A 25716-nucleotide genomic window follows, 5' to 3' on the forward strand; every position below is an offset into this window, starting at 1 on the left:
ACTGATTACTGATTACTGATTACTGAAAAAGTTCCCCACTCTCTTAACCTTTCTCGCACTCTGTCAATGGGAATTGCGAAACCGCAGCCCAATCTAACGGCATTTTCTAGGGGTTTAGGAGTGGAGGTATTATCACAAAATAAACTCGCTTGGGAAATCACTCCCACCACTTGATTTTTATCGTTTAAAACTGGACTTCCCGACTGTCCAGAAACGACAAACATGGATAAACTTAAGGATTTTTCGTTATTATCATTAACAGTGCCTTTGCTGACAGTCCAATCTTTTTGATTAAAAGGATTACCGATCGAGATTACTGGTTGATTAGCGGCAATTGGTAGGGGTGCTAAAGCTAAAGGTTTTAAATCTGGGGGGGGATTTTTTACCTCTAATACTGCTAAATCGAGCCAGTCGTTAGGGGGGGTAGTGTGGAGAATTTTAGCTTTTGAACGCTTGCGAATTTGTCCCTGGGGTGGTTGGCTATAATACTCCACAAAAATGCGGGACTTTGCATCGATTTCTTGACGGGAATTCGTGACCACATGGCGGTTAGTCACGATCCAAGCTGTGTCTTGATCTCGTTTTAATAACCAACCAGTGCCGATGCCATTTTTATTTTTACCGCGAATGACAATTTTAACAATTGAGCGTTTTAAATTCACCAGAGGATCACTCTTAACACTGGGAATTATCTCTGGCATTTTTAATAATTCGGGATGGTCGTGAATCAATCGCCCCCGTTGGATTTCCTCTAAAATAAATCTAACTTCTGATAAATTGGGATCAATTTCTACGGCCTGCCGACACCAATTTAGACCCTCATCGATCTGACCGTTGTTGATATAGATATAACAGAGATTTTCGTAAATATTAGCATTCTTGGGACTAATTTGGCGCGCCTGTTGAAAAACTGCCATGGCTTCCCCTAGTTTTCCCTGTTCCGCTAAAGCTTTACCTAAATAATTATAAATATCCCCATCTTTAGGAGCGTAAATTAAAGCCTGTCGATATATTTGCTCTGCTTCCTCCCATTTTACCTGTTTTGCTAGGGTTTCTCCTAATTTTTTGTAGGTTTCACCCTGATCAGGTATCAATTCTAGAGCTTGCTGATAGGCATAACTGGCCTCTGGCCAGAGTTGCTGTTCACTGTAGGCCTTTCCCAGATAAAAATAGGCTTTTCCCTGAGTAGGATCGAGAAAAACCGCTGCTTGCAGAGCTTTCGCCGCCTCATCCCAACGTTGTGAACTATAGAGGGCTTTTCCTAGCTGAAATTGCCCTTTAAAAGTTGGTTTAATGATAATTGCTTTTTGGTAAGCATCGATCGCCTCTGACCATTTTTCCTCCTGCGCGAAGATATCCCCCAAAGCCACTAAATAATTACTTTGGGAGGGTTCCATCGGTGGTTTATTATTAACGATAAAGCCACGATTATATGCTTGTAAGGCTTCAGAATAGCGTTTTTGACTTTGCAAGACCTGAGCGATTTTTATATGGGCTTGGACTGAATTTTCGTGAAAAGATAAAACTGTTCGGTAAGCAGACAGAGCCGATTCCTTCTCCCCCGCGGCCAAAAGTCGATCACCTTGCCAGAGATAGGCCAAGGCAATAAGATAAAAAATAGCAAAGGGAGCGGCGACGGTGAAGGCAATAATTAAAAATATTTGCAGGGGTTTGCTAGAATAGCGGCGACCAATTTTAATATCTTTTCTTTTCATTTCTTGGTTAGGATAGACAACAGGCTAGAGATGGTTCGATAATCGACCTAGACCAATTTAGATGCGCGGGCCGCTTACACATATTTTTACCTTTTTCCTGTTGCCCTTTCCGCAGTTCTGCTCCTCCTTCTTTCTAGGGTGTGGATGTAATTTTGTCCAACTACTTACTGATTACTGCTGCAAGCGCTGGGTAGGATTAACATAGCGTCACCGAAAGAATAGAAACGGAAACGTTCTTGGATAGCTGCTTGATACAATGCCAGTAGTCTTTCCCGTCCGACTAAGGCACTGACTAACATCATCAAACTGGACTTGGGTAGGTGAAAATTAGTGATCATGCCGTCGATAACCCGCCATTGATAACCCGGATAGACAAATAAATTGGTTTTTCCCTGAAAAGCGGTTAATTTATCGCTCTTAGTTTCTTTAATTGCCCCTTCCAAGGCGCGAGCTACCGTGGTTCCTACGGCGATAACCCGGCCACCTCTAGCCTTTGTTTGGGCAATTTTTTCGGCAGTTTCGGCGGAAATTTCTAAAAATTCCCGGTGCATTAGGTGTTCTGTAATATTTTCCACTTCCACGGGACGAAAGGTTCCCACTCCCACATGAAGGGTGATATAGGCGGTATCTATACCCTTCTGGGCGAGCTTATGGAATAATTCGGGAGTAAAATGTAATCCGGCCGTGGGAGCGGCCACAGAACCCTGTTTATCAGCGTAAACTGTTTGATAACGGTCTTCTTCCGCCTCTGATTCGGTGACGTAGGGGGGGAAAGGAATATGACCGTACTCCTCCAACATATCCCAAAAACTGCGTCCGGGATGACGTTGAAATTCCAGCAGACGACCACTGGTGTTCAGATCTCGATCGATTACTTTCGCTAACCATAATTTTGCTTGGTCTTCCGTTCGCCCTGTTTTCGGATAAAAAAGGACTTCTGAACCGACTTTAAAGCGTTTTCCCGGTTTCACTAGGGATAACCAACGATGGTCATCCTGTTCTTCCAATAGTAATATTTCTATGGGTGCGCCGGTGGTTTTACGTCCAAATAAACGGGCCGGAATCACGCGAGTATCGTTGAGAACCAACAAATCCCCCGGCTCTAACCAAGTGGGTAAATCCCGAAAAATAGCTAAATTATAACTATTAGGAGAATCTACCACCAAAAGACGGGAACTGTCTCGGGGTTCTGCGGGATTTTGGGCAATTAACTCCGGAGGAAGGTGATAATCGTAGCTGGAGAGTGATTGGTCAGGGATCATCGTCGTTATCATCATAAAGATCTTCGCAAAAGTTGGGTAATTCTACCCAGGCGAACTTCACTAAATCGGGGATTTCTCCCCTTGGTATCTGGAACGGTTTATCGTCAGACTAGAGATATAACACTAATCGTGACTGTTAGCCAACATCCCAGCGGCCACTATGGACTATCTCTATTTTCTTGCTAACGCTAGTTTAACGCTACGAGTCACCGAATACCTGCGATCGATGACTCATCTACCCTCCTCCGTGATGACGGTTATTCATCAGATTAACGGTTGGGTGGTCAAGGTCAAGTTTAATCAAATGCTGACTCCTTGCCAACACGGGGATTTTCGCGCCTACATGAATGAGTTAGGGATTACCTATCAACCAGAAATGCGTCTCCAGATGGTTTTTTGGAGTTTGGAAACGGGACAATCCCCCATTGATGTCATGCGTCGTTACCAAGTGGCGATCGTGTCCCACGGTACCCCGGATCAGCAAGATATAGAGGCTTTTCGGCAACAATTTACTAAGGGTTTAGGATACTGTCCGGAAACTCTAGCCTAGGGTTTATTTTTTCTCGGGATGCTCTTCAAGGGCAACTACAGGACTTAAATCGTTGATGTGATCTATTAATTGATACAAGCGTCCGTAACTCTTGCCGTTAAAGTAAAAAACTAGACGGGGTAAATGGTGGCTGGAATCCCGATTCTCTCGTTCTAGAATTTGACTAGGTGCGATTTTGCCCTTAACTACGATATCGCCGAAGTTTTGGTTAATTTGTTCGATCTGTTCCCCGCTTAGTTCGTGATTAAGACGAATAACAAAGGATTCTCCCACAAAACGGCTGGAGTGATACACCCGATAGAAGTGGCGAATTGTTTGACAAGCGTGGTCTAGATCGTTGGTAATAGTATAAAAATTCCGATCTTCGGCGGATATCAGTCCTCTTTTTTGCAGATTTTCACTAATTTGTGCTTGCCAAGTTTGCCAGTAATCCCCATCAGGCTCATCAATTAATACTAGGGGTGCAGGTCCGTATTTACCCGTTTGACAGAGGGTAAGCGTCTCAAAGGCTTCATCTTGGGTGCCGAAACCACCGGGGAATAAAGCTACTGCGTCACTTTCCCGCAGAAAAAATAGTTTTCTGGTAAAGAAATATTTAAAATCGATTAATTTGGCATCATTTATGATATAGGGATTAGCCCCCTGTTCAAAGGGTAGCTGAATATTTAATCCGAAGGAATTTTCCCGGCCGGCGCCTTCATTCCCCGCTTGCATGATGCCACCCCCAGCACCGGTTAACACCATAAAACCGTATTGACTGATACGACGTGCGAATTCTACTGCGAGACGGTATTCACTGCTGTCGGGTTTGATGCGTGCCGAGCCAAAAATGGTCAGTTTACGAATGTGACGGTAGGGGTAAAATACCTGAAATCCCTTTTCTAGATCTTCGATCGCGTAGGTTAAAATTTTCCAATCCAGGCGATCGATTTCCTCCCCGGCAATTCTGACTATTGCTTCCAGAGATCTTTGAATCCATTTACCATCTTTCAAGTGGGGTAAATGTTGCAGCAATTTCAGCAAGTCTTCGGTTAATTCAGAATAGGAGTTGTTCATTTGGGTGTTGGGTGTTGGGTTTTGGGTGTTAGAGTTTTGGGGTGTTGGGTGTTGGGGTGGTCACTGCGTGCGCGTTGCGGGGGGTTTTAGGGTTTTAGTTGAAATTCCCCACTTCCCCACTTCCCCATTCCCCCATTCCCCATTCCCCATTTCCCTGTCCATTAGTTAACTATTCAAAGACTTAAAGATCACTGTTCAGGATTATTTATTGCTTGATTAACTTGGGTGATTTGGGTTTGAAAATATTGTTCACGATAACGGATAGCTTGGGCTAATTCCGCACCTTTTTGGAAAGCGAGCAAAGCTTGGGGATAATTTTTTCTCTCTAGATAAATTTGACCGATTTGATCGTAGGTATTCATTAAACCGTAGTAATTATAACCCAATTCATGGACTTTAATTAATTCTTGATAGATTTGTAAAGCATAATCTACCTGTTGATAACTTTTATAAAGTTCTGCTAACTTATTTAAAGCTTCTCCTGCGGTGCCGTACTGTTGTAAAGCAAAAGCGAGAGAATAGGCTTCTTGAAAGTTTTGGCTGGCTTTATTTGCATCTTTTAAAGCTTGATAATCTAAACCAATTTGAATTTTTAGATCGGGAATTAACTGTATTTGCTGATTTCTGATTTGGTTTTCAGCTATTTCTTCTTTAATTTTTACTGCGTTAGCTGGTTGCAAAGATTCTCGATAAATTTCTGCTAGTCTTTGCAAATAAATTCCTTGAGTTAAAGAATTATTCTGCACCTTAGAAATAGTTAATAATTCCTCATATACTGGAGCTGCTTTTTGATAATCAAAACGGGATAAATGAATTTGACCAAGTTTATTTAAAGTGGCTTCTACTGCCACATTATCACCAGATTTTCTGGCATTAGCTAGGATTTTATCATAGATGATTATCGCCTCATTAAAAGCTCGTACCTGTTGATAGGATGTACCTAGTAATGCTAATAATTCCCCGTCCATTGTCTGGTTAGTTTCTGCGGTTTGTTGCACAGTTTTTAAACGAGCAGTAATTAATTTAACATCCTCGGTTCGATCTCGATTCCAAGCTGCTAAACCCACTTTTCCCAAAGATTTGACTTCTTCTTTTGCTCCTAAATAACGATTTAATTTAATCACTTCATACCAGATGGGAAAAGCTTCCTCATTTAATCCCGCATCGTATTTAGCCTGAGCTTCAGCATCGCGTTGATCGATGTATAATAACAGTTGACGACGCTCCAAGGGAGTTAAAGGGCGATCGATTGCGGGTAATAAAGGACTTTTTAGGGGAGTTTCGAGGGGATTGGGTGCAGGGGTTTCTGTTTGTGCTAGGAGAGGAAGGGAAGTACCGATCAAACAGAGCCATAAACCGAGAGAAAAACGTAGCATAATAGATTGATAAGAGCGTAGTAGAGGATGATATTTTGTGATCGATCGATTCTATAAGAGACTGACTGCCGAAAATTTGCGTTTCCCAATTTTGGGTTTAATTGCTAGTTTGATTGTAACCTTTAGTCTGGGGGCCTGTGGTGTCTCCCCGCAAGTTTTAGCAGAACAACGAATGTTTCTACCCCTCTCGGTCGAGTTTTTGGGAGAATATCAATTGCCACAAGCGGATTATCAAGGGACAAGGGTGGGGGGATTATCGGCAATTACATACGATCGTGCCAATAACCGCTTTTATCTCCTCAGTGATGATCGTTCTCAGAAAGCTCCGGCCCGCTTTTATCGGGCTAGTTTGCAGATAAATGGTGAAAAAATCGAAAAAGTGAATTTAGAGGCAGTCACGTTGCTAAAAGATGGCAAGGGAGAAACGTTTAAAAAGGGATCGATCGACCCGGAAGGTATCGCTTTTTCGCCCCGACAAACTTTGTTTATTTCCAGTGAAGGTGCGGTTAAACAGGGAATTGCTCCTTTTATTGCTGAATTTGATTTGCAGGGACAATTAAAGGAGTCTTTGTTAATTCCTAATCGCTTTTTACCAGATGATACCAATCAAAAAGGAATACAGGATAATTTAGGGTTTGAATCCTTAACTTTAGGGATTACCAGCACTCTCAAAGACGATCCTTTTCGTTTGTTTACTGCCACAGAAAGCGCGTTAATTCAAGATAGTCCCACGGGAAAAAGAGCAGAAAATCTCAGAGTGCGACTTCTTCATTATGTTATTGATCCGATTGGTGCGCCTGTGTTAGTATCAGAACAATTGTATGTGTTAGATGAGCCACCCAGTGGTGCGAGATACTACGGTTTAACGGAATTATTAGCTTTAGAAAAAGAGGGTTATTTTCTCAGTTTAGAGCGAACTTTTGGTTTAGAAGGTTTTGGAGCGAAACTATTTCAGGTAGTTAATGGGAGTGCCACCGATACCTCGAAAATTGCTCGGATACCGGGAGAATTAGAAGCTTTACAGGTGCAACCCTTGCGGAAAAAATTATTACTAGATTTAGGGACTTTAGGGATTGATTTAGATAATTTGGAAGGAATGACCCTCGGTCCAAGATTAGCTGATGGCAGTCGCTCTTTGATTTTAGTCAGTGATGATAATTTTAATCCGAATCAGGTCAATCAGTTTTTACTATTTCGACTCAAGGAAAAATAAACAAGAGATGGTTAACTGCCTCACCTATCCCCTTCTGGGAGAAGGATTGGGGTGAGGACTACCAATAAAGAAAAATGGGATAAATAGCCGGTTTAAAGACAAAACGGCCGGTTAATAATCACTTTTTTCGATATCTTTGCGAATATCATTCAGGTCAATATAGCGATCGGTGGCGTTGCGTAATTCCCTAGCGATCATCCCTTCCGTAGAAACTACGGTAATATGAGTATTTTTAGAGCGCAATAGTTCGATCGCTCGTTCAAAATCTCCATCACCGCTAAATAAAATCACTCGATCATATTGATCGACGGTATTAAACATATCGACGACAATTTCGATATCTAAATTAGCCTTCTGAGAAAAACGACCGGAACTATCATCATAATATTCTTTCAAAATTTTCGTTCTCACCGTATAACCCAAACTAATTAAAGCATCGCGAAAACCTCTTTGATCTTGGGAATCTTTTAAACCCGTGTACCAAAAGGCATTAATTAACATAATATTCGGGTCGTTGGTGAAGTAATTTAACACCTTGCGCGGGTCAAAAAACCAACCATTTTTTTGTTGAGCATAAAACATATTATTGCCATCCACAAAAATCGAAAGGCGATCTTTCGGACGACCGCCACCATTACAATGACAAAGACCGGCTTCTGTCATACAAAATACATACCTAATTTTTTATAGAGTTTAACTATAAAATTACCTTTGAGTAATTTTACGGGGGAAAACGACTATTCTTTGAGGAATAGCGGTGATTTGAGAGCAAAAGGATAGCAACTAAAATAAAAATTAGCTTTTTTGTCTAAGTAGGGAGACACAATTATTTGTAGGATGGGTTAGCGGTAGCGTAACCCATGCGGGCGTTGGGTTTCATGCTTCAACCCAACCTACGTTCATCTTATATTTAATTCCACCCACCCACTTAGGAGACAAACTAGATAATAGTTTGGGAATAATTAAAAGTGATAATAGAGGGATTGTACAGTAATCAGGTCATTTTGATAATCTTTCTCGATAGATGGGTATCAATAGGGCTGGTTAGATCAGGTAGGAACACCAATCACTCCAACCTCCAGAATATAGCTTAACATTCTCGTATCCGGCTAGGGTCAGGGAAAAGATATTAACACAGGCTGTCACTCCCGAACCACAGTAGAGGATAATTTCTTGATCGCCTTGCCGCTCTTGCCAACGTTGTTTTTGCAGGGCCAGGGGTTGAGAAAAACCCTGACTATCGGTGACTTCTAACCAGGGATAATTAAGCGCCCCCTCGATGTGGCCGGCGATCGGATCGATCGGTTCCCTTTCGCCCCGATAGCGATCGCTTTCCCTGGCATCAATTAACACCACTCCCCCTTGCTCTTTTTGCCTTTTTACCTGCTCGATCGTGACTACCCAATCCTGTTGAACTTGGGGGAGAAAAGCGCCGGTTTTCGGCACAGGTATCTGATTAGAGACGGGATAACCGGCATTTAACCAATTTTGCCAACCACCATCGAGAATGCTGACTCGTTCATGGCCCAGATAACGTAATAACCACCAGAGACGACTGGCAAAGGCAAAACGGGAGGAATCGTAGGCGATGACATGGGTTTGACCAGAAATCACCCCTAAAGAGCTTAATTTAGCGGCTATCGTCTGCGGATTCGGTAAAGGATGACGGCCGCCATGAGGGGCAACGGGAGCCGATAAATCGCGATCGAGGTGTAAATAGAAGGCATTTTCAATATGATTGGCTAAATACTCTTGATAACCGAGATCGGGATCGTTTAACTGAAAACGACAGTCAATAACCATCAGATCGGGGCGATCGAGATTAGTCACTAACCAACTAGGAGAAACTAGGGGTGCGATCGGATTCATGGCGGGAAAATTGTTTAATAATTAATAGACAGTTGCGCTGATCTTCGCTGCGAGTATAACTGAGTTGATCGGCGATTTTTTCGAGGATCGGCAGTCCTTGCCCATGAGCGGAGAAACTATAGTCACGATGGGCATTTTTCTCGATAAAGCTCTCTAAATCGAAGGCGGAACCCCGATCCCAGATGCGAAGTTCCATCTGGTGGGGGGCAATCTCGATCTCGATCTCGATCGGGATTTCGGGAGGTAGGTGTCGGTGAGCGTGACGGACTGCATTGGTAAAACCTTCGGCAAGAGCAAGCTGACACTGGAGCCAGTCTTTTTGGGGAATGCCCGCTGGTTCAAGTTGCTCAAAATATTTTAAAACGGTATCTAAGGACTTGAGATCGCTATCTACCTGAAAAGAAATCTTCACCCCCGGCTTACCTCTCCAATGCCTTACGCTAGAAGTTATACCATTTTTCCCAAACTATGACTGATGTGTTAGCTCGATTCTGGATTTAATCCCTGGTTGAGGGACAAGCAAAGTCATCTGTCAGGGAGTCGGGGGTAGGCAGTAAGATTGAGATAGTCAAGTCACAAAAAAGATGGTACGAATTCTAGTAATTGATGATGATGGAGTAATTCAAACGTTTTTGAGCCGCGCTTTGCGGAAGGAATACGAGGTTTTTATTGCCAGTGATGGGGAAGAAGGATTAAAGCAAGCGGGGCAACTAAAACCAGCGATGATTATTTGTGATTGGATGATGCCGGGGATCGATGGGTTGGAAGTTTGCCGGCAAATTAAGCTTAATCCCCAACTGTCAACGACTTTTTTTATCCTCTTAACTTCTTTGGGATCGGTGGAGGATCGGGTCAAGGGATTGGATGCGGGGGCCGATGATTTTTTGTGTAAACCGATCGAAATTAATGAGTTAAAAGCGCGTGTGCGAGCGGGAATTCGTTTGCATCAATTAAGTCATGATCTGCAAGCACAAAAACAATTACTAGAAATGGAGTTAGCGGAGGCGGCGGACTATGTGCGATCGCTGTTACCAGAATCTTTTATTTCTCCAAAACTTGCTATCGATTTTCGCTTCCTTCCTTCTCGTCGATTGGGGGGGGATGGATTTGATTATTATTGGTTAGATAATGACCATTTGATGTTATATCTTTTAGATGTGGCTGGCCATGGTTTGCGAGCGGCTTTACCTTCCCTTTCGGTGATTAATTTACTCCGTTCCCGTGGTTTAACTCAGGTGAATTACTATCAACCTAATCAGGTTTTACATGGGTTAAATCAAGTTTATCAAATCAGTCCTAAGAATGATAAATATTTTACTATCTGGTACGGAATTTATGATCAGAAACAACAACAGTTAACCTATGCCAGTGCCGGTCATCCCCCGGCAGTTCTCCTGACTCAAAAACCTTTTGGACAGATGATTGAAACCAGACTGAAAGCCCCCGGTTTTCCCATCGGAATGTTTCCGGAAGCAGAATATATCAATCAGGTTCAATCCCTGAATTTCTCCAGTAGCCTTTATCTTTTTAGCGATGGAATTTACGAGATCGATTGTGCTGATGGTAGGATGTGGGGACTAGAAAACTTTATTCAATCTTTACGAAATTATCACTGTAATTCTGCTAAAAATCTTGATAATTTTATTGAAAAAATTCAAGCTTTACAATTTGATGGTAATTTTAGGGATGATCTTTCGATCATGCAGGTGGATTTTCGTTAATTAACTTCCGAGGATTTTTTGTTCTAATTCTTCTCGGTTATTAAAAATTTCAAAAACTCGATCCATATCGGTCAATTCAAACAACATTTTTATCTGCTCATTAATCGAGCAGATCAATAGTTTACCCCCCGCAGAACGCACGGTTTTTAAGGATAAAACTAGCGCCCCTAAACCAGAACTATCCATAAAGGTGACATTCTTGAAATCAACGATAATAACCTCGGAACCTCCCTGCACGGCTTCGGCAATTTCTTGGCGAAATTCGCTGGCTTGGTTGCCATCTAAAATACCCGATGGTTGAATAACTTTGATGGAAGAACTCATAAAAAAAAGGAAAAATTAAATGTTTTCTACCTGCTCACTGATAACTGCTCGCTGAAATCTGCTGATAGCAGCCAATCTTTAACTATTTTTAACATATTAGGGTCAAGAAAAGCGCAAAATTAAAAATAGGAATTTTTGAAACTGTATGGAAAGTTACGATGTCATCCTCATCGGTGCGGGGCATAATGGTTTAGTTTGTGCCGCCTATCTCCTCAAAGCCGGTTATCGTGTCCTCCTTCTCGAACAGCGTAGCGTACCAGGAGGAGCGGCTACCACAGAAGCGGTTATCCCAGATCTAGCCCCCGATTTTAAGTTTAATCTCTGTGCGATCGATCACGAATTTATTTTTTTGGGACCGGTAATTGAGGAATTGGAGCTAAAACGCCACGGATTAGAGTATTTATTCTTCGATCCTACCGTTTTCTGTCCCCATCCCTCTGGCCAATATTTTCTTTCCTATCGCTCTCTGGAAAAAACTCACGCCGCAATTGCCCAGTTTTGTCCGCGAGATGCCGATCGCTACCTTCAGTTTATCGACTATTGGGGACAGTTGATGAATGCGATTGGGCCTTGGTTTAACGCTCCGCCCCAAGATTTGCTCAGAATCGCCCGCAATTATAACTCTAGTGCCTTAGCTAGTGTCTGGAAAGCGATCGGCTCGAAAAAGAAACTGCTCGACTTCATCCGCACGATGATTACTTCCCCCGAAGATGTCCTCAATGAATGGTTTGAGAGCGAATTTGTCAAAGCACCCCTGGCTCGTCTAGCGGCGGAAATTGGCGCTCCTCCCTCCCAAAAAGGCATTACCTCCGGGATGATGATGATGGCAATGCGTCATTCCCCCGGGGTGGCTCGCCCTCGTGGTGGTACAGGCGCACTAACCGAGGCTCTGGTGAAATGTGTTGTTAGTCTCGGTGGGGTGATTTTAACCGAGCAGAAAGTTAAACAGATTCTAATCGAGGAAGGACAAGCGATCGGGGTTAGGGTGGACTCTGGACAGGAATATCTGGCAAAAGCGGGTGTTATCTCTAATATTGACGCTAGACGAGTTTTTTTACAGTTAGTCGCCCCCGCCGATGTGGATGCCGCCGATCCAGAATTGCGAGAAAGGGTAGAACGGCGAATTGTCAATAACAATGAAACAATTCTTAAAATTGATTGCGCCCTCGCCGAAGCACCAAGGTTCGAGGCTTACGATCACAAAGAGGAGTATTTACAGGGAACGATTCTCATCGCCGATTCCGTGCGTCACGTTGAACAGGCCCACGCTTTAACGATTTTGGGGCAGATTCCCGACGAAAATCCCTCGATGTACCTAGATGTCCCCACTATTCTCGATCCCTCCATGGCTCCCCAGGGCAAGCATACCCTCTGGATCGAATTTTTTGCCCCCTATCAGATTGCTGGGGCCGAGGGAACAGGATTAAACGGCACGGGATGGACGGAAGAATTAAAAAATCGCGTGGCCGATCGAGTTCTTGATAAACTGGCCGATTATGCCCCGAATCTCAAATCCGCCATTATTGCCCGTCGGGTGGAAAGTCCGGCAGAATTGGCTAATCGTTTGGGTTCCTATAAAGGTAATTACTATCATCTTGATATGACCTTAGATCAGATGATTTTCCTGCGTCCTTTGCCAGAAATAGCTAACTACAAAACCCCAATTAAAAACCTTTATTTAACTGGGGCAGGCACTCACCCCGGCGGCTCAATTTCGGGAATGCCGGGGCGCAATTGCGCTCAGGTTTTCCTGCGGGATCGAAGCACTTTTCTGCAACGATTATTCAACTAAGTAGGGTTGGCTGAATAAATCTAAAAACCTTGTTGGATAAGACTTTTAGACTTTTTTGATCTCAAAAAGTGCCAGCCGAGAGTGAGCGGGGCGAAAATTCCGGGACTTTTTCCCTGAAAATTAGGTAATTGACCGTCTGAAAATGGGTAAAACCCTACACCCCACACCCCACACCCCACACCCTGCCCCCACGAAAAACTTTTTCAGCAGACCCTAAGTAGGGAGGCACAATTATTTGTAGGATGGGTTAGCGGTAGCGTAACATAATCGGGCGTTGGGTTTCATGCTTCAACCCAACCTACGTTCTCTCTGACTTCTTGTTTTAAGATGGAGAATGAAACAGCCCTAGGGGGGCAGGGGGGTGGGGAAATAAATAATCAGTTTTTAATAACTGGATTTACTATGACAACAATTTTTGATTTTTGCAGGAGATCTATCGAGTCGAGGAATACTCGTAGTCTTCGATAATATGGAGAAGTCGCATAGCTGAACTACAGGATTCTTCTAAAATTTCCTGTTTCTCCTGAGAATCTTCGATTAAATCTTCAGATACTAGACGCAAAGAACCTAAAAGACTATTAAGACTGCTTCTCGCTTCGTAGGATAAATAAGCTTTTCTTTTTTGCTCATCTTCCCTATTCTTAGAGTCGGCCTCTTTGCTATCACTAAATTGCAGAGCGTGTAAACGGGCATAATGACCACCTTGAGCTAATAATTCCTCATGATTGCCGATTTCTGCCACTTTTCCCTTGTCTAGCACCACAATTTGATAGGCTTTTTGAACAGTGGAAAGACGGTGAGCGATCACAAGAGTAGTCCGCTCGCGACAGAGTTCATCGATCGCTTCCTGTACTAAACGCTCAGAAATTGTATCCAAAGCACTGGTGGCTTCATCGAGAATGAGAATATCCGGCTCTCGCAGTAAGGCACGAGCGATCGCTAATCTTTGTTTTTGTCCCCCCGAAAGTCTCACTCCCCGATCGCCAATTTCCGTATCCAGTCCTTCCGGCAGTTTGCAGATAAACTCGTAGGCATTCGCCCTTTTTGTCGCTGCTACAATTTCTGCATCACTAACATCGCTTAATCCGTAGGCAATATTAAAACGGAGAGAATTATTAAAGAGAAAAGTGTCTTGACTGACTATTCCCATGGCTTTTCTCAGAGATTTGATCTCATAATCCCGTAAATCTTGACCGTCAAAAAGAATCCTCCCAGCTGTAGGATCATAAAAGCGTGGTAATAAATCAGCAATTGTCGATTTTCCCGCCCCCGAAGCACCAACAAGAGCGATCATTTTTCCTTTTGGAATCCACAGATCGATGCCCTTGAGAACTAATTCTTGATGACCAGGATAGGAAAATTGGACGTTATCAAAATGAATACCTGTCTCTAATCTTTGATAGGGAATAGAGCCATTGCTCATAAATGGTTTATTCTCTCGAATGAGAAAATCCGCTACCACCTCTACTGCGGAAATATCACCCAATAGACTACTCCTAGCACTGTTAATTTGACTAACTATCGGCAAGGCCCGGAAAAGTACATAGAGATAGGTTAATAAAATTGTCGCTAAAGCTTGCAGTTGTTCATTAAAAAGATAACGACCAGCAATGATAATTAAAGCAATAATAATTACCCCACCGATCTCATTGAGCGGAGCGATTACAGCATTATTAGTCTGGGCATCTAAACCCGCTTTCTCCCGGGCTTCGATATCTTCCACAATAGATTCTAATTCGTATCTTTCATTGCCTACCGCTTTAATTAGACGAATTCCCGTTAACAGTTCCAACAGTTTATTAGTTTGCTGTTTAGCCGTTACGGTGATAATCTCTCCAAACTTTTTCGATCTCTTGACAAAGTATTGATTAAGCAGACCTAAAAAGCCACCCAAAACACTTGAAAGAATAGTTAATTGCCAAGAAATTGATAATAAAATAGCTAAGTACATGAAAGCTGTAGCGATAATCTTAATCAGGTTTATGTAATTTCTAATTGATGCTACAGCCCGATTAATCTCCGACATGAAACGATTAAAAATATCTCCTATTTTACTTTTTACATAATAATCTATATCCACTTCTAGCAGCAGAATAACTGAATCAATTCGCATATCTTTTGCCATAATTAAAGACAAGTAAGTGCCTAGCAAATTACTGACAAAATTGGTAATGTGCTTGAGAATTAAAATCAATAATATCGCCGCAAACATCCAGAAAAAACGAGTATCGACCGAGAAAAACTCGAAAACTGAGAGCAGCTTTTTTATAATTTCGGGGGCATTTTTTAAGATATCATTTTCGGGATTAATAAAAGAAATTAGTAAGGGGATAACTAAAATAGCTCCCACCCCATTAAATATGGTACTGGCAAAGCCGATAACAATACTGGAAACCACTAATATCCAGTGTTTAAGCGTATATTTAAGCAGAATTTGCTGAGGATTCATCGCTATAAGTAATAAAGTAAATAGTCAACGGTCAACTAATATTTCCCTTCCAGAGAAGTAATTATGCCAGAGAGAGTTGTCGCCATGGCGGTGGTACTGTAGGAGGCGATACAGCGCTCTCTCGCTTTTAGTCCTCGTGCATTAGCCGAGTCGAGATGATTAAAAACTTCTCTAATTATGACAGCTAGTTGCTCTGGCGATCTAGGTTCGACTAAATAGCCAATATCAGCTAAAATTTCGGGAATATCTGCCACTTTAGTGGAAATAATCGGTTTAGCCATCGCCATACCATCGGTGAGTTTAATCGGAAATTGGGCGTTAGCCGTGGCTTCATCCCTCTGGGGAACGATAATAGCATGAGCAGCGGCCACAACTTCCGGCATTCGATCGAGCGGTTGAGCAGGTAAATGAATTAACCAAGGTTGACCTTTTTCTAGCAAGCTATCCAGATAACCATCCCCGATTTGGCGACCACCGACCACCACCAATTTAAAATCAGGATCAGCAATTTTATCTAAAGCGATTAAGACATCTTCTAAACCTTTGTGGGGTCTAGCTGTACCCGGGAACATTAAGACTTTATACGCGGATAAACCGTATTTTTGACGACAAGCGACAGGATCGTAGAGATTGGGATCGAAAAGTTGCGTATCCTTGCCATTCGGTAAATAAATCCCCCCATAGCGCTTTTGCAAAAATTGATTATTAACCGTCACCGCATCAGCGCGGTTAATTAAATTTTCCATCCAATGCAGATAGAGAGGGTGATTCGGGTCCCTAAGCGCACCATTTTTTTTGAGGATATCCCTAGCTAATTGTCGAGGATAAGGACGATAGGACCATCGATCGCCACCAAACCAACTCATTTCCCAATCGTCAATATCGAGAATTAGGGGACGTGGGGAAAAAAAACGTTTCAGTAAACCGATGCCGAAACTGGTGGGACGGGGTTTAACCGCGTAGATAATCTCTCCGGAGAGGCGATCGAGTAAAGTTTTGATCTGGCCAAAAAACTGGGGATAATTATTGCCTTTGACCGATACCAGGGGTAAATTCCCCGGTGGGGTGGGATAGATTTCCCGGCCAAAAATCGGACCATAAACCGTCACCTGACAGTTTAGCTGTTGCAAGACTTGAGCAATCAAATAGACTCTTGTGCCACCACCACCGGATAAATCTGGTGCTAAAACAGAGATTTTTTTGTTCACGATCGCCGCTCAATCCAGATTATCTAGCACGATAGGAGAATGTTAATCGATGTTAACGTTCTTGTCAATCTTAAACGGACTTAACATTAATCCCCCCGGAGATAGACTAGACAAAGAAAACTAACATATACATAGCCGAGACGACTAACTGAGTAAACATCACTGGTAAACCGTAGCGCAGGAAGGTATGAAAAGTAATTTTGCCCCCGTGTTGTTCGGCGATGCCGGCGGCGACAATATTAGAAGAAGCCCCCACTAAAGTACCATTACCTCCTAGGGTGGCTCCATACATCATCGCATAGAAAAGCGGTAAAACTTCCGGGGGAAAAGAACCGGCATAATCGGGAGAAAGAACCTCCGTCCCGACTAAATTAACATTAACAAGGTACTGTTTCAGTAGTGGAACCATGGCCACCACTAGGGGAATATTCGGAACGACACTGGAAACAAAACCGACAAAAAACAGCAAGACTAGAGAACCTAAAAAGATATTTTTGCCTAAAATTATCGCCAGAAATCCCGATACACTATTAACTACCCCAGTTTTTTCTAAGCCGCCAATTAGGACAAAAATTGACATGAAAAATAATAGGGTACTCCAGTCCACATCTCGGAGAATATTATGCACCGTATCTATCTTCGATTGCTGGGCTAAAAGTAGGGCTAAAGCTGCCCCCATCAGAGCAACGGCAGCAGGAGCAATAGGTACGGGAAAAGATTCACCGACCACGAATAAAAATAAGACTAAAAAGACGATAATTCCCCCCAGAGCTAGGACGCGCGGATGATTAATTTGCGGATGGGGTAAGTCTTCTAAATGCTCGAATTTTGTCCGCCAGATTTTGGGGAATAACCAAGGTAACATAAGCAGAATGGTAATTACTGCCAGCGCACCACCTAAACTCAAACGCTGTAGGTATTCCATGAAGGTTATATTAATAGAATCACCGACGATATAAGTAGCAGGATCACCAACAATAGTTAATAATCCCGCACTGTTAGCCACGAAAACCATCAGGATTAAGAGCGGCACAAAATCCACACCTATATCCTGTGCCAATGGGGGAATTAAAGGTGCTAACAACATCACCGTGGTGGCGTTGGGCAATACCGCACAGATCGGGGTAGTAATAGCAACAATTCCTATTAGTAATAATTTGCCCTGTCCCTTGGCTAAAAGCACCATTTGTGCTGCTAAATAATCAAAAATTTTCGTTGGTTCAAAGGCTCTCACTAATACCATCACCCCAAAAAATAGGGCAAGAGTGCCATAACTGCGACTGATATAACCCACCGCTTCCTGGAGAGTCATGATATGGGTAAAAACTAAGATTAAAGCCCCCAGTAAAGCCGCTACGGTAATATGAAGCCACTCGAACATAATAACCACAATGACTGCAACAAAAGTCATCGCAGCAATCCACATTGGTAAAGATTCCAGCATTTTTGATCCTGTTTTTACTTTCGGTTTCTCGATAGGACTAAAAGTTTGCCCAAAGAATGTACAGCAAACTCATAGAAAATATGGTTATCTACGGAAAATCTTAAAATTGTTGCGATCGGTAATCTAACATGAAAATCCCCATAAACAATGTCTCCTTTGAGTTATGACTATCAAGTAGTCCCAGTGACATAACTGAACCGATCAAGACATTGCTAGGAATGTAGTGATGTTTCAGTCTTCCCCCCCACGCCTACGAAGTTAGCTGACGGGCTAGGATAGAGAGATATCCTTTTCTAGGCTAAAAAATCTAGAAATACGCCCCCAAATATGGTTCCTCCGCTCCGAATTTGTCTAGCTAATATCTAGCATAGAAACTTGGATTAGGCTGACTTACTCTGTTTAGTGATCCACCATAGCATACTAACCCCAAAAAAAACGATATAGCCCTATACCAGACCTATCCTGTCGGTTATCCCCCGGGTTGCTAGGATAGAACAATGATAAGCTAATAGCTAACGACTGACCGCCATAGCAGCCAGAAAAGAAATTTCTATGAATAGAAGACCCCGTTATACTCCTCCTCGATCGCGTGATCGTGATTATGACCGCTCCTATGGCGATGACTCCCGCGCTTCGTCCCCCGGTGGCCTATTGGCAAAATTGAACTATGCCATGATTGCCCTGATTGGTGGTATTTTTGTACTAGGAGTGGGTCTCGGTCTGGTATTCAGTTCTACTGCCAATTTTAGCCCCGAAAACGTCGCCTCCCGGGAAGTAATTGATCGCAGCGCCCCCAATGCGGAATTATGCGTGCAATTTGGGGCCAGTGCCATTGTCACCGATTTGCGGGTTTATGTCACCCTTAACCCCTTTAATGTTTTTGTCACCCAACCAGTCATGCAACCCGGTTGCGTTTTGCGACGCAATAACTGGTCAATTTTAGAACAACAAAAATTAGTCGATGGACAGCAGGTACAAAGTTGTAAAAACCGGATGAATACCTTTGGTTATACCGGCCCCTTGGAAGGCAAACCGAAAATCGATTGTATCTTCCAAAATGAAGCTGGGGGTAATCTTTTTGTTAATCCTGCTGGCGCTGTTGGCCCCAGACCAGATACAGATAAATTCTAAACCGGAAAAGATCGTTCTCCTGACTGCTGACTCCTGACCACTGACTCCTAATTAACTAAGTAGGTGGGGGAATTAAATATAAGATGAACGTAGGTTGGGTTGAAGCATGAAACCCAACCCCCGCATAGTTTACGCTACCGCTAACCCATCCTACAAATAATTGTGCCTCCCTACTTACGACAATTTTTGATTTTTACAAGAGGTCTAATGAGTTAGCCATTGGGCCGTAGTCACCACAAAAATTCCGCCAGCTTTTTTTAAAATAGGCTGAATTTTATCGATCAGACGACCAAGTTGTTCGTCACTATTACAAACCGTCATAATATAGCTACCACTGTAATCACAATCGAAGTCATCACAGGATAAACCTCGATCGCCTTTTCCCGAAGCATTGCCAAAGACGGTATAACCGGAAACTCCGACAACATCAAGAACGCTTAAGGTTTCTTCCAGAAAAGCATGACTAACAATTATGTCCACTTTTTTGACAGTTTGTAGGGAAGGATGGGGGGATTCAAGCATGGTAGTTCAGTAAAAAAGGGACAAGTGAAAGAGAACAATTTTGACAGGAATTATTTAAAAACCGCCGGGCCTTTTAGACTCCACAGCCAATGATTTTGATCATCTCTAGGTACAGAGGAATACCGATGATGATATTGAAAGGAAAAGTTAAAGCCAAGGCCATAGAAACGTATAAACTAGGATTAGCTTCAGGAACAGTCATTCTCATGGCCGCAGGAACAGCAATATAAGAGGCACTGGCACACAAAACAGCGAATAATAAAGCATTGCCCTGTTCAAATCCGAGAACCTTAGCGATGAGAATCCCCACCATAGCATTGATGACGGGAATGAACACCGAGAAACCGATGAGAAAAGAACCAGTTTTGCCTAATTCTCGAATTCTTTTCGCAGCCACTAATCCCATATCTAGGAGAAAGAAAGTTAAAGCACCATAAAAAATCCCTTGAGTGAAAGGTTGTAATTTTTCCCAGCCTCTTTCCCCCGTGAGCATACCAATAACAACACTACCGACTAAGAGAAATACCGAACCATTTAAAAAGGCTTCATGTAGAACCTTTGACCAAGAAAACGCTTCTTCTTCGCCATTTTTCTCTTTAAAGACTCGCACCAGGATTAAACCCACTACAATCGCCGGCGATTCCATTAAAGCTAAGGCCGCTACCATGTGACCGCCATAGGAAATATGAAGTTTTTCTAAAAAAGAACTGGCGGTGATGAAAGTAACGGCACTAATGGAACCATAGGCTGCTGCGATCGCTGCTGCATTGGCACTATCGAGTTTAATTTTCAGGATAAAGAAAGTGTAAATGGGAACGATGCAAGCCATAACCACAGAGGCAATCAAAGTTAAAGCAATTTGGTTATTGATGCCACTTTCCGCTAGTTCATAACCTCCCTTGAAACCAATCGCCATCAACAGATAGAGAGAAAAGAGTTTAGGCAGTGGTTGGGGAATCTCTAGGTCGGATTTAAAAAATACTGCCAGCATTCCTAAGAAAAAGAACAAAACCGGCGGATTGAGAATATTGAACAGGATTAAGCTGCCATCCATAGGTTTGCGTACATTGATTTATTTCAATCTATACTATTCGATTTTGAGAATACTGGGGAAATGTTAAGTAGTCGTGCAAAATTAATTTCCTAGTCGAGACTCCGAGACTCCGAGACTCCGAGACTCCGAGACTCCGAGACGGGAGATGAACGTAGGTTGGGCTGAAGCATGAAACCCAACGCCCGATTATGTTACGCTACCACTAACCCATCCTACAAATAATTGTGCCTCCCTACTTAAGATGGGTGATGTTTCAGTGATCAGAACGTAGGTTGGGTTGAAGCATGAAACCCAACGCCCGATTATGTTACGCTACCACTAACCCATCCTACAAATAATTGTGCCTCCCTACTTAAGATGGGTGATGTTTCAGTGATCAGTGATCACTGATCTTGAAGCCGTCAGCTTTTCTCCCCTCTCCCCTCTCCCTTTTCCTCCTCTACAATAGACCTTTTGTAAAAACCAAAAATTGTTGCTAGGGTTAGGAGTCAGTAGTCAGTAGTCAGTAGTCAGGAGAATTAAAAATGAATAATAATCAGTTAAATGGTCTATTTACACACTTTATGCCATTTAATCGGCTCTTCTCGACTTTGTGTGATAATTTTTGCTTATGGAATCGTGAAATGTTTACTGGGAAAGACTTTTAGGACTATTTTGCGGATATTCTATCAGTATAGACCTAGTTTCCACATTTTGAACCCTGAAAAATTAATTATGCAAGAGGTTTAATAATTACTCGCAGCCAGAAATACGTTGTTTATTATCATACTTTGTGCTTTTTGTCAAAAAAACTTTTTTTTTGCAATAAAACTACACAAAAAAAAGATCATCGTTGTGGGTGAAATTGACTGATTTAACCGTCTTAATTGGGATTACCTTCTAGGTGTGGCAAAGGTTTCAACCATTGCTGCCCAAAAAAGCATAGAATAACCCATTATGAAATTCAGTAAAATCGCTGTAACTATGATAACATCGTTGTTAAATAAAAATCTTTCTCAATTAATTCTTAAGAATTTATAAATATTGCGGAATGTTAATTTAAATATTCTCAAGTTTTTGCAGTCAATAAATAACTTTTGCTTATATTTGTCAGAAAATAGAACTCCTGCAAAAATCCCACATCTACTATTGGGTTAGGAGTCAGTGATCAGTGATCAGTGATCAGTGATCAGTGATCAGTGATCAGTTATCAGTTAACTGAGAAAACTCCCCACACCCCACACCCCTCTCCCGTTCCCCGCTCGCGTTCCCCGATAAATGCCAAAAATCCAGCTTAAAACCCCAAAATCCCCACATCTTGCCGCCATGGTAGCACTTGATCGCACCAGTCTCGGCGGTATCTGGACGTTATCGGGATATCAACGGGAATTAAACAGCCCCAACAGTGAATTATTAATTCTTACCCTGGACGGGGAGGACGAAACCCTAATCGGATTAGCTTGTTCTTGGGCAATTCTCGAAGAAGCGCATATTACCCTCCTGGCAATTTATCCCGACTATCAAAGACAAGGATTAGGAAAACTGCTTCTCTACAAACTGCTTGAGAAAGCTGTACAAAGACAACTGGAAAGGGCTACGCTAGAGGTGAGGGTATCGAACCAGTCAGCGATCGCGCTCTACGAGCATTTTGGCTTCCGCATCGCTGGAGAGCGTAAAAATTATTATCCGCAAACTGGCGAATCGGCCCTAATTTTCTGGCGCAACGATCTACAAACGGCCGCTTTTCAGGAACAATTAAGCAAGTGGCGACAAGAAATCCTCTCAAGACTGGCGCAGGGAGAGTGGCAATTAGAGGAAGAAACCAGAGCCAAAATAGATACCATGGGGATGTCATGATTACTTACCAGCTTAAATCAGGTCGAGGTTAGGGAAAAATGAGGATTTTAGTGTTGGCGTGGGAATTTCCACCGCGATTAGTGGGCGGTATCGCCCGTCATGTCGCTGAACTCTATCCCGAAATCGTCAAACTCGGTCATGAAGTCCATTTAATCACGATCGAATTCGGTCAGGCCCCCAGTTACGAACTGGTCGAAGGCATTCACATCCACCGCGTCCCCGTCCCCCCCGGCAATGACTTTTTCCATTGGGTGGTCAACATGAATAACAGCATGGGGCAACAGGGCGGCAAACTAATCGCCGAATACGGAAAATTTGACCTTGTTCATGCCCACGATTGGTTAGTAGGGGATGCGGCCATTGCCATGAAACATCTCTTTAAAATCCCCCTGATTGCCACTATTCACGCCACGGAATACGGACGTTATAACGGACTGCACACCGACACCCAACGCTATATCGCCGGCAAAGAGGGAACCCTCGTCTATAATGCTTGGCGCGTTATCGTCTGTACCGGCTATATGCGTCATGAAGTCCATCGGGCTTTGGGCGCACCCTGGGATAAGATCGATGTGGTTTATAACGGTATTCGGGCCGAGAAAAAGCAAAGAGACCCTAACTTTGATTACCGAGCTTTTCGTCGTCAATATGCCGAAGATCACGAAAAAATCGTCTATTATGTCGGGCGCATGACCTTTGAAAAGGGGGTTTCGGTGTTACTCAACGCTGCCCCAAAAGTCCTCGCTCAGACCGAGGCTAAAACTAAATTTGTGATTATCGGTGGCGGCAATACCGACAAACTTAAACAACAGGCTTGGCATCTCGGTATCTGGCATCATTGTTATTTTACGGGCTTTATGTCCGATGAAAACCTCGATCGCTTCCAAACCGTGGCCGATTGTGCCGTTTTTCCCAGTCTTTACGAACCTTTTGGCATTGTCGCCCTGGAAAGTTTCGCCGCTAGGGTTCCCGTGGTAGTTTCCGATACCTGCGGTTTTCCCGAAGTTGTCCGTCATGGTCAAACGGGAATTGTCACCCGGGTCAATAATCCCGATTCCCTCGCTTGGGGCATTTTGGAGGTTTTAAATCATCCCGAATACGCCCACGAATTAGCTAATAACGCCTACGAAGACCTAGAAAAACGCTTTCATTGGGCGAATTTAGCCCGTCAAACCGAGACAGTATATGGTTTGGTTGTCCAAGAACGACAACTGGTGGAATGGCGTTAATCAGGGAGCGGTTTTTTAGCCGTCAGCCGTTAGTATTAGGGGTCAGTTTATGTCTTAAAATAACAAAGGCACAACTTAACTTCTCCAAATATGACTATGAAAGCAGCTGAAATTATGACCACGGAGGTGGCCAAGATTAAAGGTTCTGAAACCGTTGCCAAAGCGGTGCAATTGATGAGAGAAAAGAACATTAGAACTCTCATTGTTGATCGCCGTCACGATGAGGATGCTTACGGAATTATCACCGAAACCGATATTGTCTATAAAGTCGTCGCTTTCGGTCAAGATCCGCAAAAAGTGCGCGTCTATGAAGTGATGAGCAAACCCTGCATCGTGATTAATCCCGACCTCGGGGTTGAATATGTGGCCCGCTTATTTGCTAATACCGGTATTCGTTTCGCACCGGTAATTAAAGGCGGTTTGCTCGGTGTTATCTCTGTTAGTGATATCCTCCATAAAGGTAACGCTGTCGAAAAGCCCCGCAGTCTTGATTTAGAAGCGGAGATTATCAAAGCTAGAGATATTGCCCGGGCAGTCTGTGCTGAAAAAGGGGGAAATTCTCCCGATTGTGCCGCAGCTTGGGATGTTGTTGAGGAATTACAGGCAGAATTGGCACACCAACGCGCTAAAAAACCAGAAAAAACCTATTTTGAGGAATACTGTCAAGAAAATCCCGATGCTTTTGAAGCGCGTATCTATGACACCTAATCCCCATGGGTTTTCGGTATTCTCCGATACCTCAAACTTTTTAATCCGGCAAAAGTAGTGTATAAAGGTTTTATTTACTAATAATCGAGGAAAAACTATGGCTGATCTATTTGTCATCGCCTATGAGGACGAATTTAAAGCAGAAGAAGTTCGTTTAACTTTGGCTAAACTGCAACAGGAACATCTCATCGAGTTAGAAGATGCTGCCGTAGTGGTTAAAAACAAAGATGGCCAGATTAAACTCAAGCAAGCGGTCAATTTAACGGCAGCAGGAGCCGCTAGTGGCAGTTTCTGGGGATTATTAATCGGAATGCTCTTTTTATCCCCTTTATTAGGGGCCGTCCTCGGTGCTGCTGGTGGCGCTTTGGGAGGTGCTTTAAGTGATATCGGTGTGGATGACAATTTTATGCGCGAATTGGGAGAAACCCTGCAGCCCAGTACCTCTGCTCTCTTTGTTCTCGTCCAAAAAGTTACCCCCGATAAGGTCCTCGATGAAGTGGCCCCCTACGGAGGTAAAGTGTTACGTACTTCTTTGACCAAAACCGACGAAGCTGAATTACAGAAAGTTCTCGACCAAAGAGGTGTTAAACCCGAAGCGGTTTAGGATCTGGGTCCATAAAAGCTAGAAAAAGGGAATATATTTCCCTTTTTGCTTTTTGAGCAAGAATGGGTTTAGCATGACCACCACAGCATCCATAAAATAAGAAACAATCAATAATTATTAATGAACTTTAAGCTTCGATCGAGAATAAAAGTGCTTCAGTGTCGTAGTATTTATTCGTTAATCCCATTGATTGCATTCCTAATCTTTCGGTGACACGAATTGAGCGATAATTATCGGGATTAACCACTGCGTAGATAATCGGCAATTGTAAGGTGATTAAGCCGTATTCTAGAATAACTTTAGCCGCTTCGGTTATGTATCCTTGTCCCCAATAATCGCGTCGTAAATGCCAACCAATTTCGCTATCTGGGGTAGGATAACCGTAGTTATCGGGTAAATTCTGTAAAATTATCGAACCGATAATCTGATTATTTTTTCGATCGATCATTGCCCACCAATCGCTGCCATTACCTTGATTACGAACAGTTGGTAATCTTTCGGAAAAATGGGCATTTAAACTCTCAATATCCGTGGCTAACTGACGAATTCTCGGTAAAAAATAAGTGACTTCGGAATTTTGATAGATCTGAAAAAAAGACTCTTTGTCTGTGGGTAGTTGCCAAGGACGGAGAATTAGGCGATCGCTTTTCATT

At 42.9% G+C, this 25716-nt stretch carries 23 protein-coding genes, 1 pseudogene and 1 riboswitch; of the genes and pseudogenes, 9 read left to right on the forward strand and 15 right to left on the reverse strand.

The annotated features are described in order from the left end of the window. Window positions 1-5: 5 nt before the first annotated feature. Both EWV66_RS11995 and queA read right to left on the reverse strand, forming a co-directional pair. The gene (locus EWV66_RS11995; RefSeq protein ID WP_072923749.1) at window positions 6-1715 is read right to left on the reverse strand and encodes a serine protease; all 1710 of its coding nucleotides are present in this window, start codon (window positions 1713-1715) and stop codon (window positions 6-8) included. Between the two features lie 164 nt (window positions 1716-1879). Then, a complete protein-coding gene (gene queA, locus EWV66_RS12000) occupies window positions 1880-2977 on the reverse strand; it encodes a tRNA preQ1(34) S-adenosylmethionine ribosyltransferase-isomerase QueA (RefSeq protein WP_052275537.1) in 1098 nt (365 codons plus the stop codon). A 160-nt stretch (window positions 2978-3137) separates the two neighbouring features. Between queA and EWV66_RS12005 the strand changes: the two genes are divergently transcribed. Further along, entirely contained in the window at window positions 3138-3527 is a 390-nt protein-coding gene (locus EWV66_RS12005; RefSeq protein WP_002796539.1) for a hypothetical protein, read from the forward strand. A 3-nt stretch (window positions 3528-3530) separates the two neighbouring features. Here the strand turns inward: EWV66_RS12005 and EWV66_RS12010 are convergent, their stop codons facing one another. Together EWV66_RS12010 and EWV66_RS12015 are read right to left on the reverse strand one after the other, a co-directional pair. Further along, window positions 3531-4583 (reverse strand): LOG family protein, encoded by a 1053-nt coding sequence (locus EWV66_RS12010; protein ID WP_052275538.1) that lies wholly within the window; start codon window positions 4581-4583, stop codon window positions 3531-3533. A gap of 188 nt (window positions 4584-4771) precedes the next feature. Further along, window positions 4772-5959 (reverse strand): tetratricopeptide repeat protein, encoded by a 1188-nt coding sequence (locus tag EWV66_RS12015; protein ID WP_287107652.1) that lies wholly within the window; start codon window positions 5957-5959, stop codon window positions 4772-4774. Between the two features lie 37 nt (window positions 5960-5996). Between EWV66_RS12015 and EWV66_RS12020 the strand changes: the two genes are divergently transcribed. Then, window positions 5997-7172: an esterase-like activity of phytase family protein gene (locus tag EWV66_RS12020; protein WP_002756636.1), complete on the forward strand. Its 1176-nt coding sequence runs from the start codon at window positions 5997-5999 to the stop codon at window positions 7170-7172. Window positions 7173-7283: 111 nt separating this feature from the next. Here the strand turns inward: EWV66_RS12020 and EWV66_RS12025 are convergent, their stop codons facing one another. From EWV66_RS12025 to EWV66_RS12035, 3 genes are all read right to left on the reverse strand, one after another. Beyond that, the gene (locus tag EWV66_RS12025; RefSeq protein ID WP_002764933.1) at window positions 7284-7835 is read right to left on the reverse strand and encodes a LabA-like NYN domain-containing protein; all 552 of its coding nucleotides are present in this window, start codon (window positions 7833-7835) and stop codon (window positions 7284-7286) included. A 381-nt stretch (window positions 7836-8216) separates the two neighbouring features. Further along, the gene (locus tag EWV66_RS12030) at window positions 8217-9041 is read right to left on the reverse strand and encodes a sulfurtransferase (protein WP_287107651.1); all 825 of its coding nucleotides are present in this window, start codon (window positions 9039-9041) and stop codon (window positions 8217-8219) included. After that, window positions 9010-9453, reverse strand: a complete 444-nt coding sequence (locus EWV66_RS12035) for an ATP-binding protein (protein WP_052275542.1) — start codon at window positions 9451-9453, stop codon at window positions 9010-9012. Before EWV66_RS12035 ends, EWV66_RS12030 begins: the two co-directional genes overlap by 32 nt. A gap of 172 nt (window positions 9454-9625) precedes the next feature. On the opposite strand from EWV66_RS12035, the gene EWV66_RS12040 reads away from it, so the two are divergent. Next, window positions 9626-10762, forward strand: a complete 1137-nt coding sequence (locus EWV66_RS12040) for a PP2C family protein-serine/threonine phosphatase (RefSeq protein WP_052275543.1) — start codon at window positions 9626-9628, stop codon at window positions 10760-10762. Here the strand turns inward: EWV66_RS12040 and EWV66_RS12045 are convergent, their stop codons facing one another. Further along, on the reverse strand, window positions 10763-11086 hold the full coding sequence (locus EWV66_RS12045; protein WP_052275544.1) for an STAS domain-containing protein: 324 nt from the start codon (window positions 11084-11086) through the stop codon (window positions 10763-10765). 145 nt (window positions 11087-11231) lie between these two features. Between EWV66_RS12045 and crtO the strand changes: the two genes are divergently transcribed. Beyond that, a complete protein-coding gene (crtO, locus tag EWV66_RS12050; protein ID WP_072923756.1) occupies window positions 11232-12878 on the forward strand; it encodes a beta-carotene ketolase CrtO in 1647 nt (548 codons plus the stop codon). Between the two features lie 45 nt (window positions 12879-12923). Here crtO and EWV66_RS12055 read toward each other — a convergent pair. The 4 genes and pseudogenes from EWV66_RS12055 to EWV66_RS12070 form a co-directional block, all read right to left on the reverse strand. Next, window positions 12924-13107, reverse strand: a pseudogene (locus EWV66_RS12055) (hypothetical protein). 204 nt (window positions 13108-13311) lie between these two features. Further along, the gene (locus EWV66_RS12060; RefSeq protein ID WP_287107649.1) at window positions 13312-15327 is read right to left on the reverse strand and encodes an ABC transporter ATP-binding protein; all 2016 of its coding nucleotides are present in this window, start codon (window positions 15325-15327) and stop codon (window positions 13312-13314) included. 35 nt (window positions 15328-15362) lie between these two features. Beyond that, window positions 15363-16535: a glycosyltransferase gene (locus tag EWV66_RS12065; protein WP_052275546.1), complete on the reverse strand. Its 1173-nt coding sequence runs from the start codon at window positions 16533-16535 to the stop codon at window positions 15363-15365. Between the two features lie 106 nt (window positions 16536-16641). Continuing rightward, window positions 16642-17979 carry an ArsB/NhaD family transporter gene (locus EWV66_RS12070; RefSeq protein WP_052275547.1) on the reverse strand — a complete coding sequence of 446 codons (1338 nt, stop codon included), beginning with the start codon at window positions 17977-17979 and terminating at the stop codon, window positions 16642-16644. 232 nt (window positions 17980-18211) lie between these two features. After that, window positions 18212-18342: riboswitch (cyclic di-AMP (ydaO/yuaA leader) on the reverse strand. A gap of 189 nt (window positions 18343-18531) precedes the next feature. Between EWV66_RS12070 and EWV66_RS12075 the strand changes: the two genes are divergently transcribed. Next, window positions 18532-19110, forward strand: a complete 579-nt coding sequence (locus tag EWV66_RS12075) for a DUF3172 domain-containing protein (protein ID WP_002733879.1) — start codon at window positions 18532-18534, stop codon at window positions 19108-19110. A gap of 204 nt (window positions 19111-19314) precedes the next feature. Here the strand turns inward: EWV66_RS12075 and EWV66_RS12080 are convergent, their stop codons facing one another. Both EWV66_RS12080 and EWV66_RS12085 read right to left on the reverse strand, forming a co-directional pair. Beyond that, a complete protein-coding gene (locus tag EWV66_RS12080; RefSeq protein WP_002786257.1) occupies window positions 19315-19632 on the reverse strand; it encodes a P-II family nitrogen regulator in 318 nt (105 codons plus the stop codon). Between the two features lie 73 nt (window positions 19633-19705). Next, window positions 19706-20686: a sodium-dependent bicarbonate transport family permease gene (locus EWV66_RS12085; protein ID WP_002786258.1), complete on the reverse strand. Its 981-nt coding sequence runs from the start codon at window positions 20684-20686 to the stop codon at window positions 19706-19708. Between the two features lie 1257 nt (window positions 20687-21943). Here EWV66_RS12085 and rimI point away from each other — a divergent pair. The 4 genes from rimI to EWV66_RS12105 all read left to right on the forward strand — a co-directional run bounded on the left by rimI (window position 21944) and on the right by EWV66_RS12105 (window position 25063). Beyond that, complete coding sequence (rimI, locus tag EWV66_RS12090) at window positions 21944-22522, forward strand: ribosomal protein S18-alanine N-acetyltransferase (protein WP_052275548.1); 579 nt, start codon at window positions 21944-21946, stop codon at window positions 22520-22522. A gap of 38 nt (window positions 22523-22560) precedes the next feature. Beyond that, on the forward strand, window positions 22561-23751 hold the full coding sequence (locus tag EWV66_RS12095; protein WP_052275549.1) for a glycosyltransferase family 4 protein: 1191 nt from the start codon (window positions 22561-22563) through the stop codon (window positions 23749-23751). A gap of 90 nt (window positions 23752-23841) precedes the next feature. Further along, the gene (locus EWV66_RS12100) at window positions 23842-24459 is read left to right on the forward strand and encodes a CP12 domain-containing protein (RefSeq protein WP_036388153.1); all 618 of its coding nucleotides are present in this window, start codon (window positions 23842-23844) and stop codon (window positions 24457-24459) included. Between the two features lie 97 nt (window positions 24460-24556). After that, window positions 24557-25063, forward strand: coding sequence for a DUF1269 domain-containing protein (locus EWV66_RS12105; protein ID WP_052275550.1), 507 nt, complete (start codon window positions 24557-24559; stop codon window positions 25061-25063). 127 nt (window positions 25064-25190) lie between these two features. Here EWV66_RS12105 and EWV66_RS12110 read toward each other — a convergent pair whose 3' ends face one another. Beyond that, window positions 25191-25715: a GNAT family N-acetyltransferase gene (locus EWV66_RS12110; protein WP_052275551.1), complete on the reverse strand. Its 525-nt coding sequence runs from the start codon at window positions 25713-25715 to the stop codon at window positions 25191-25193. Window position 25716 lies beyond the last annotated feature (1 nt).

Origin of the sequence: Microcystis sp. M_OC_Ca_00000000_C217Col, from assembly GCF_007095585.1 — a bacterium.
Taxonomy (GTDB): Bacteria; Cyanobacteriota; Cyanobacteriia; order Cyanobacteriales; family Microcystaceae; genus Microcystis; species Microcystis panniformis.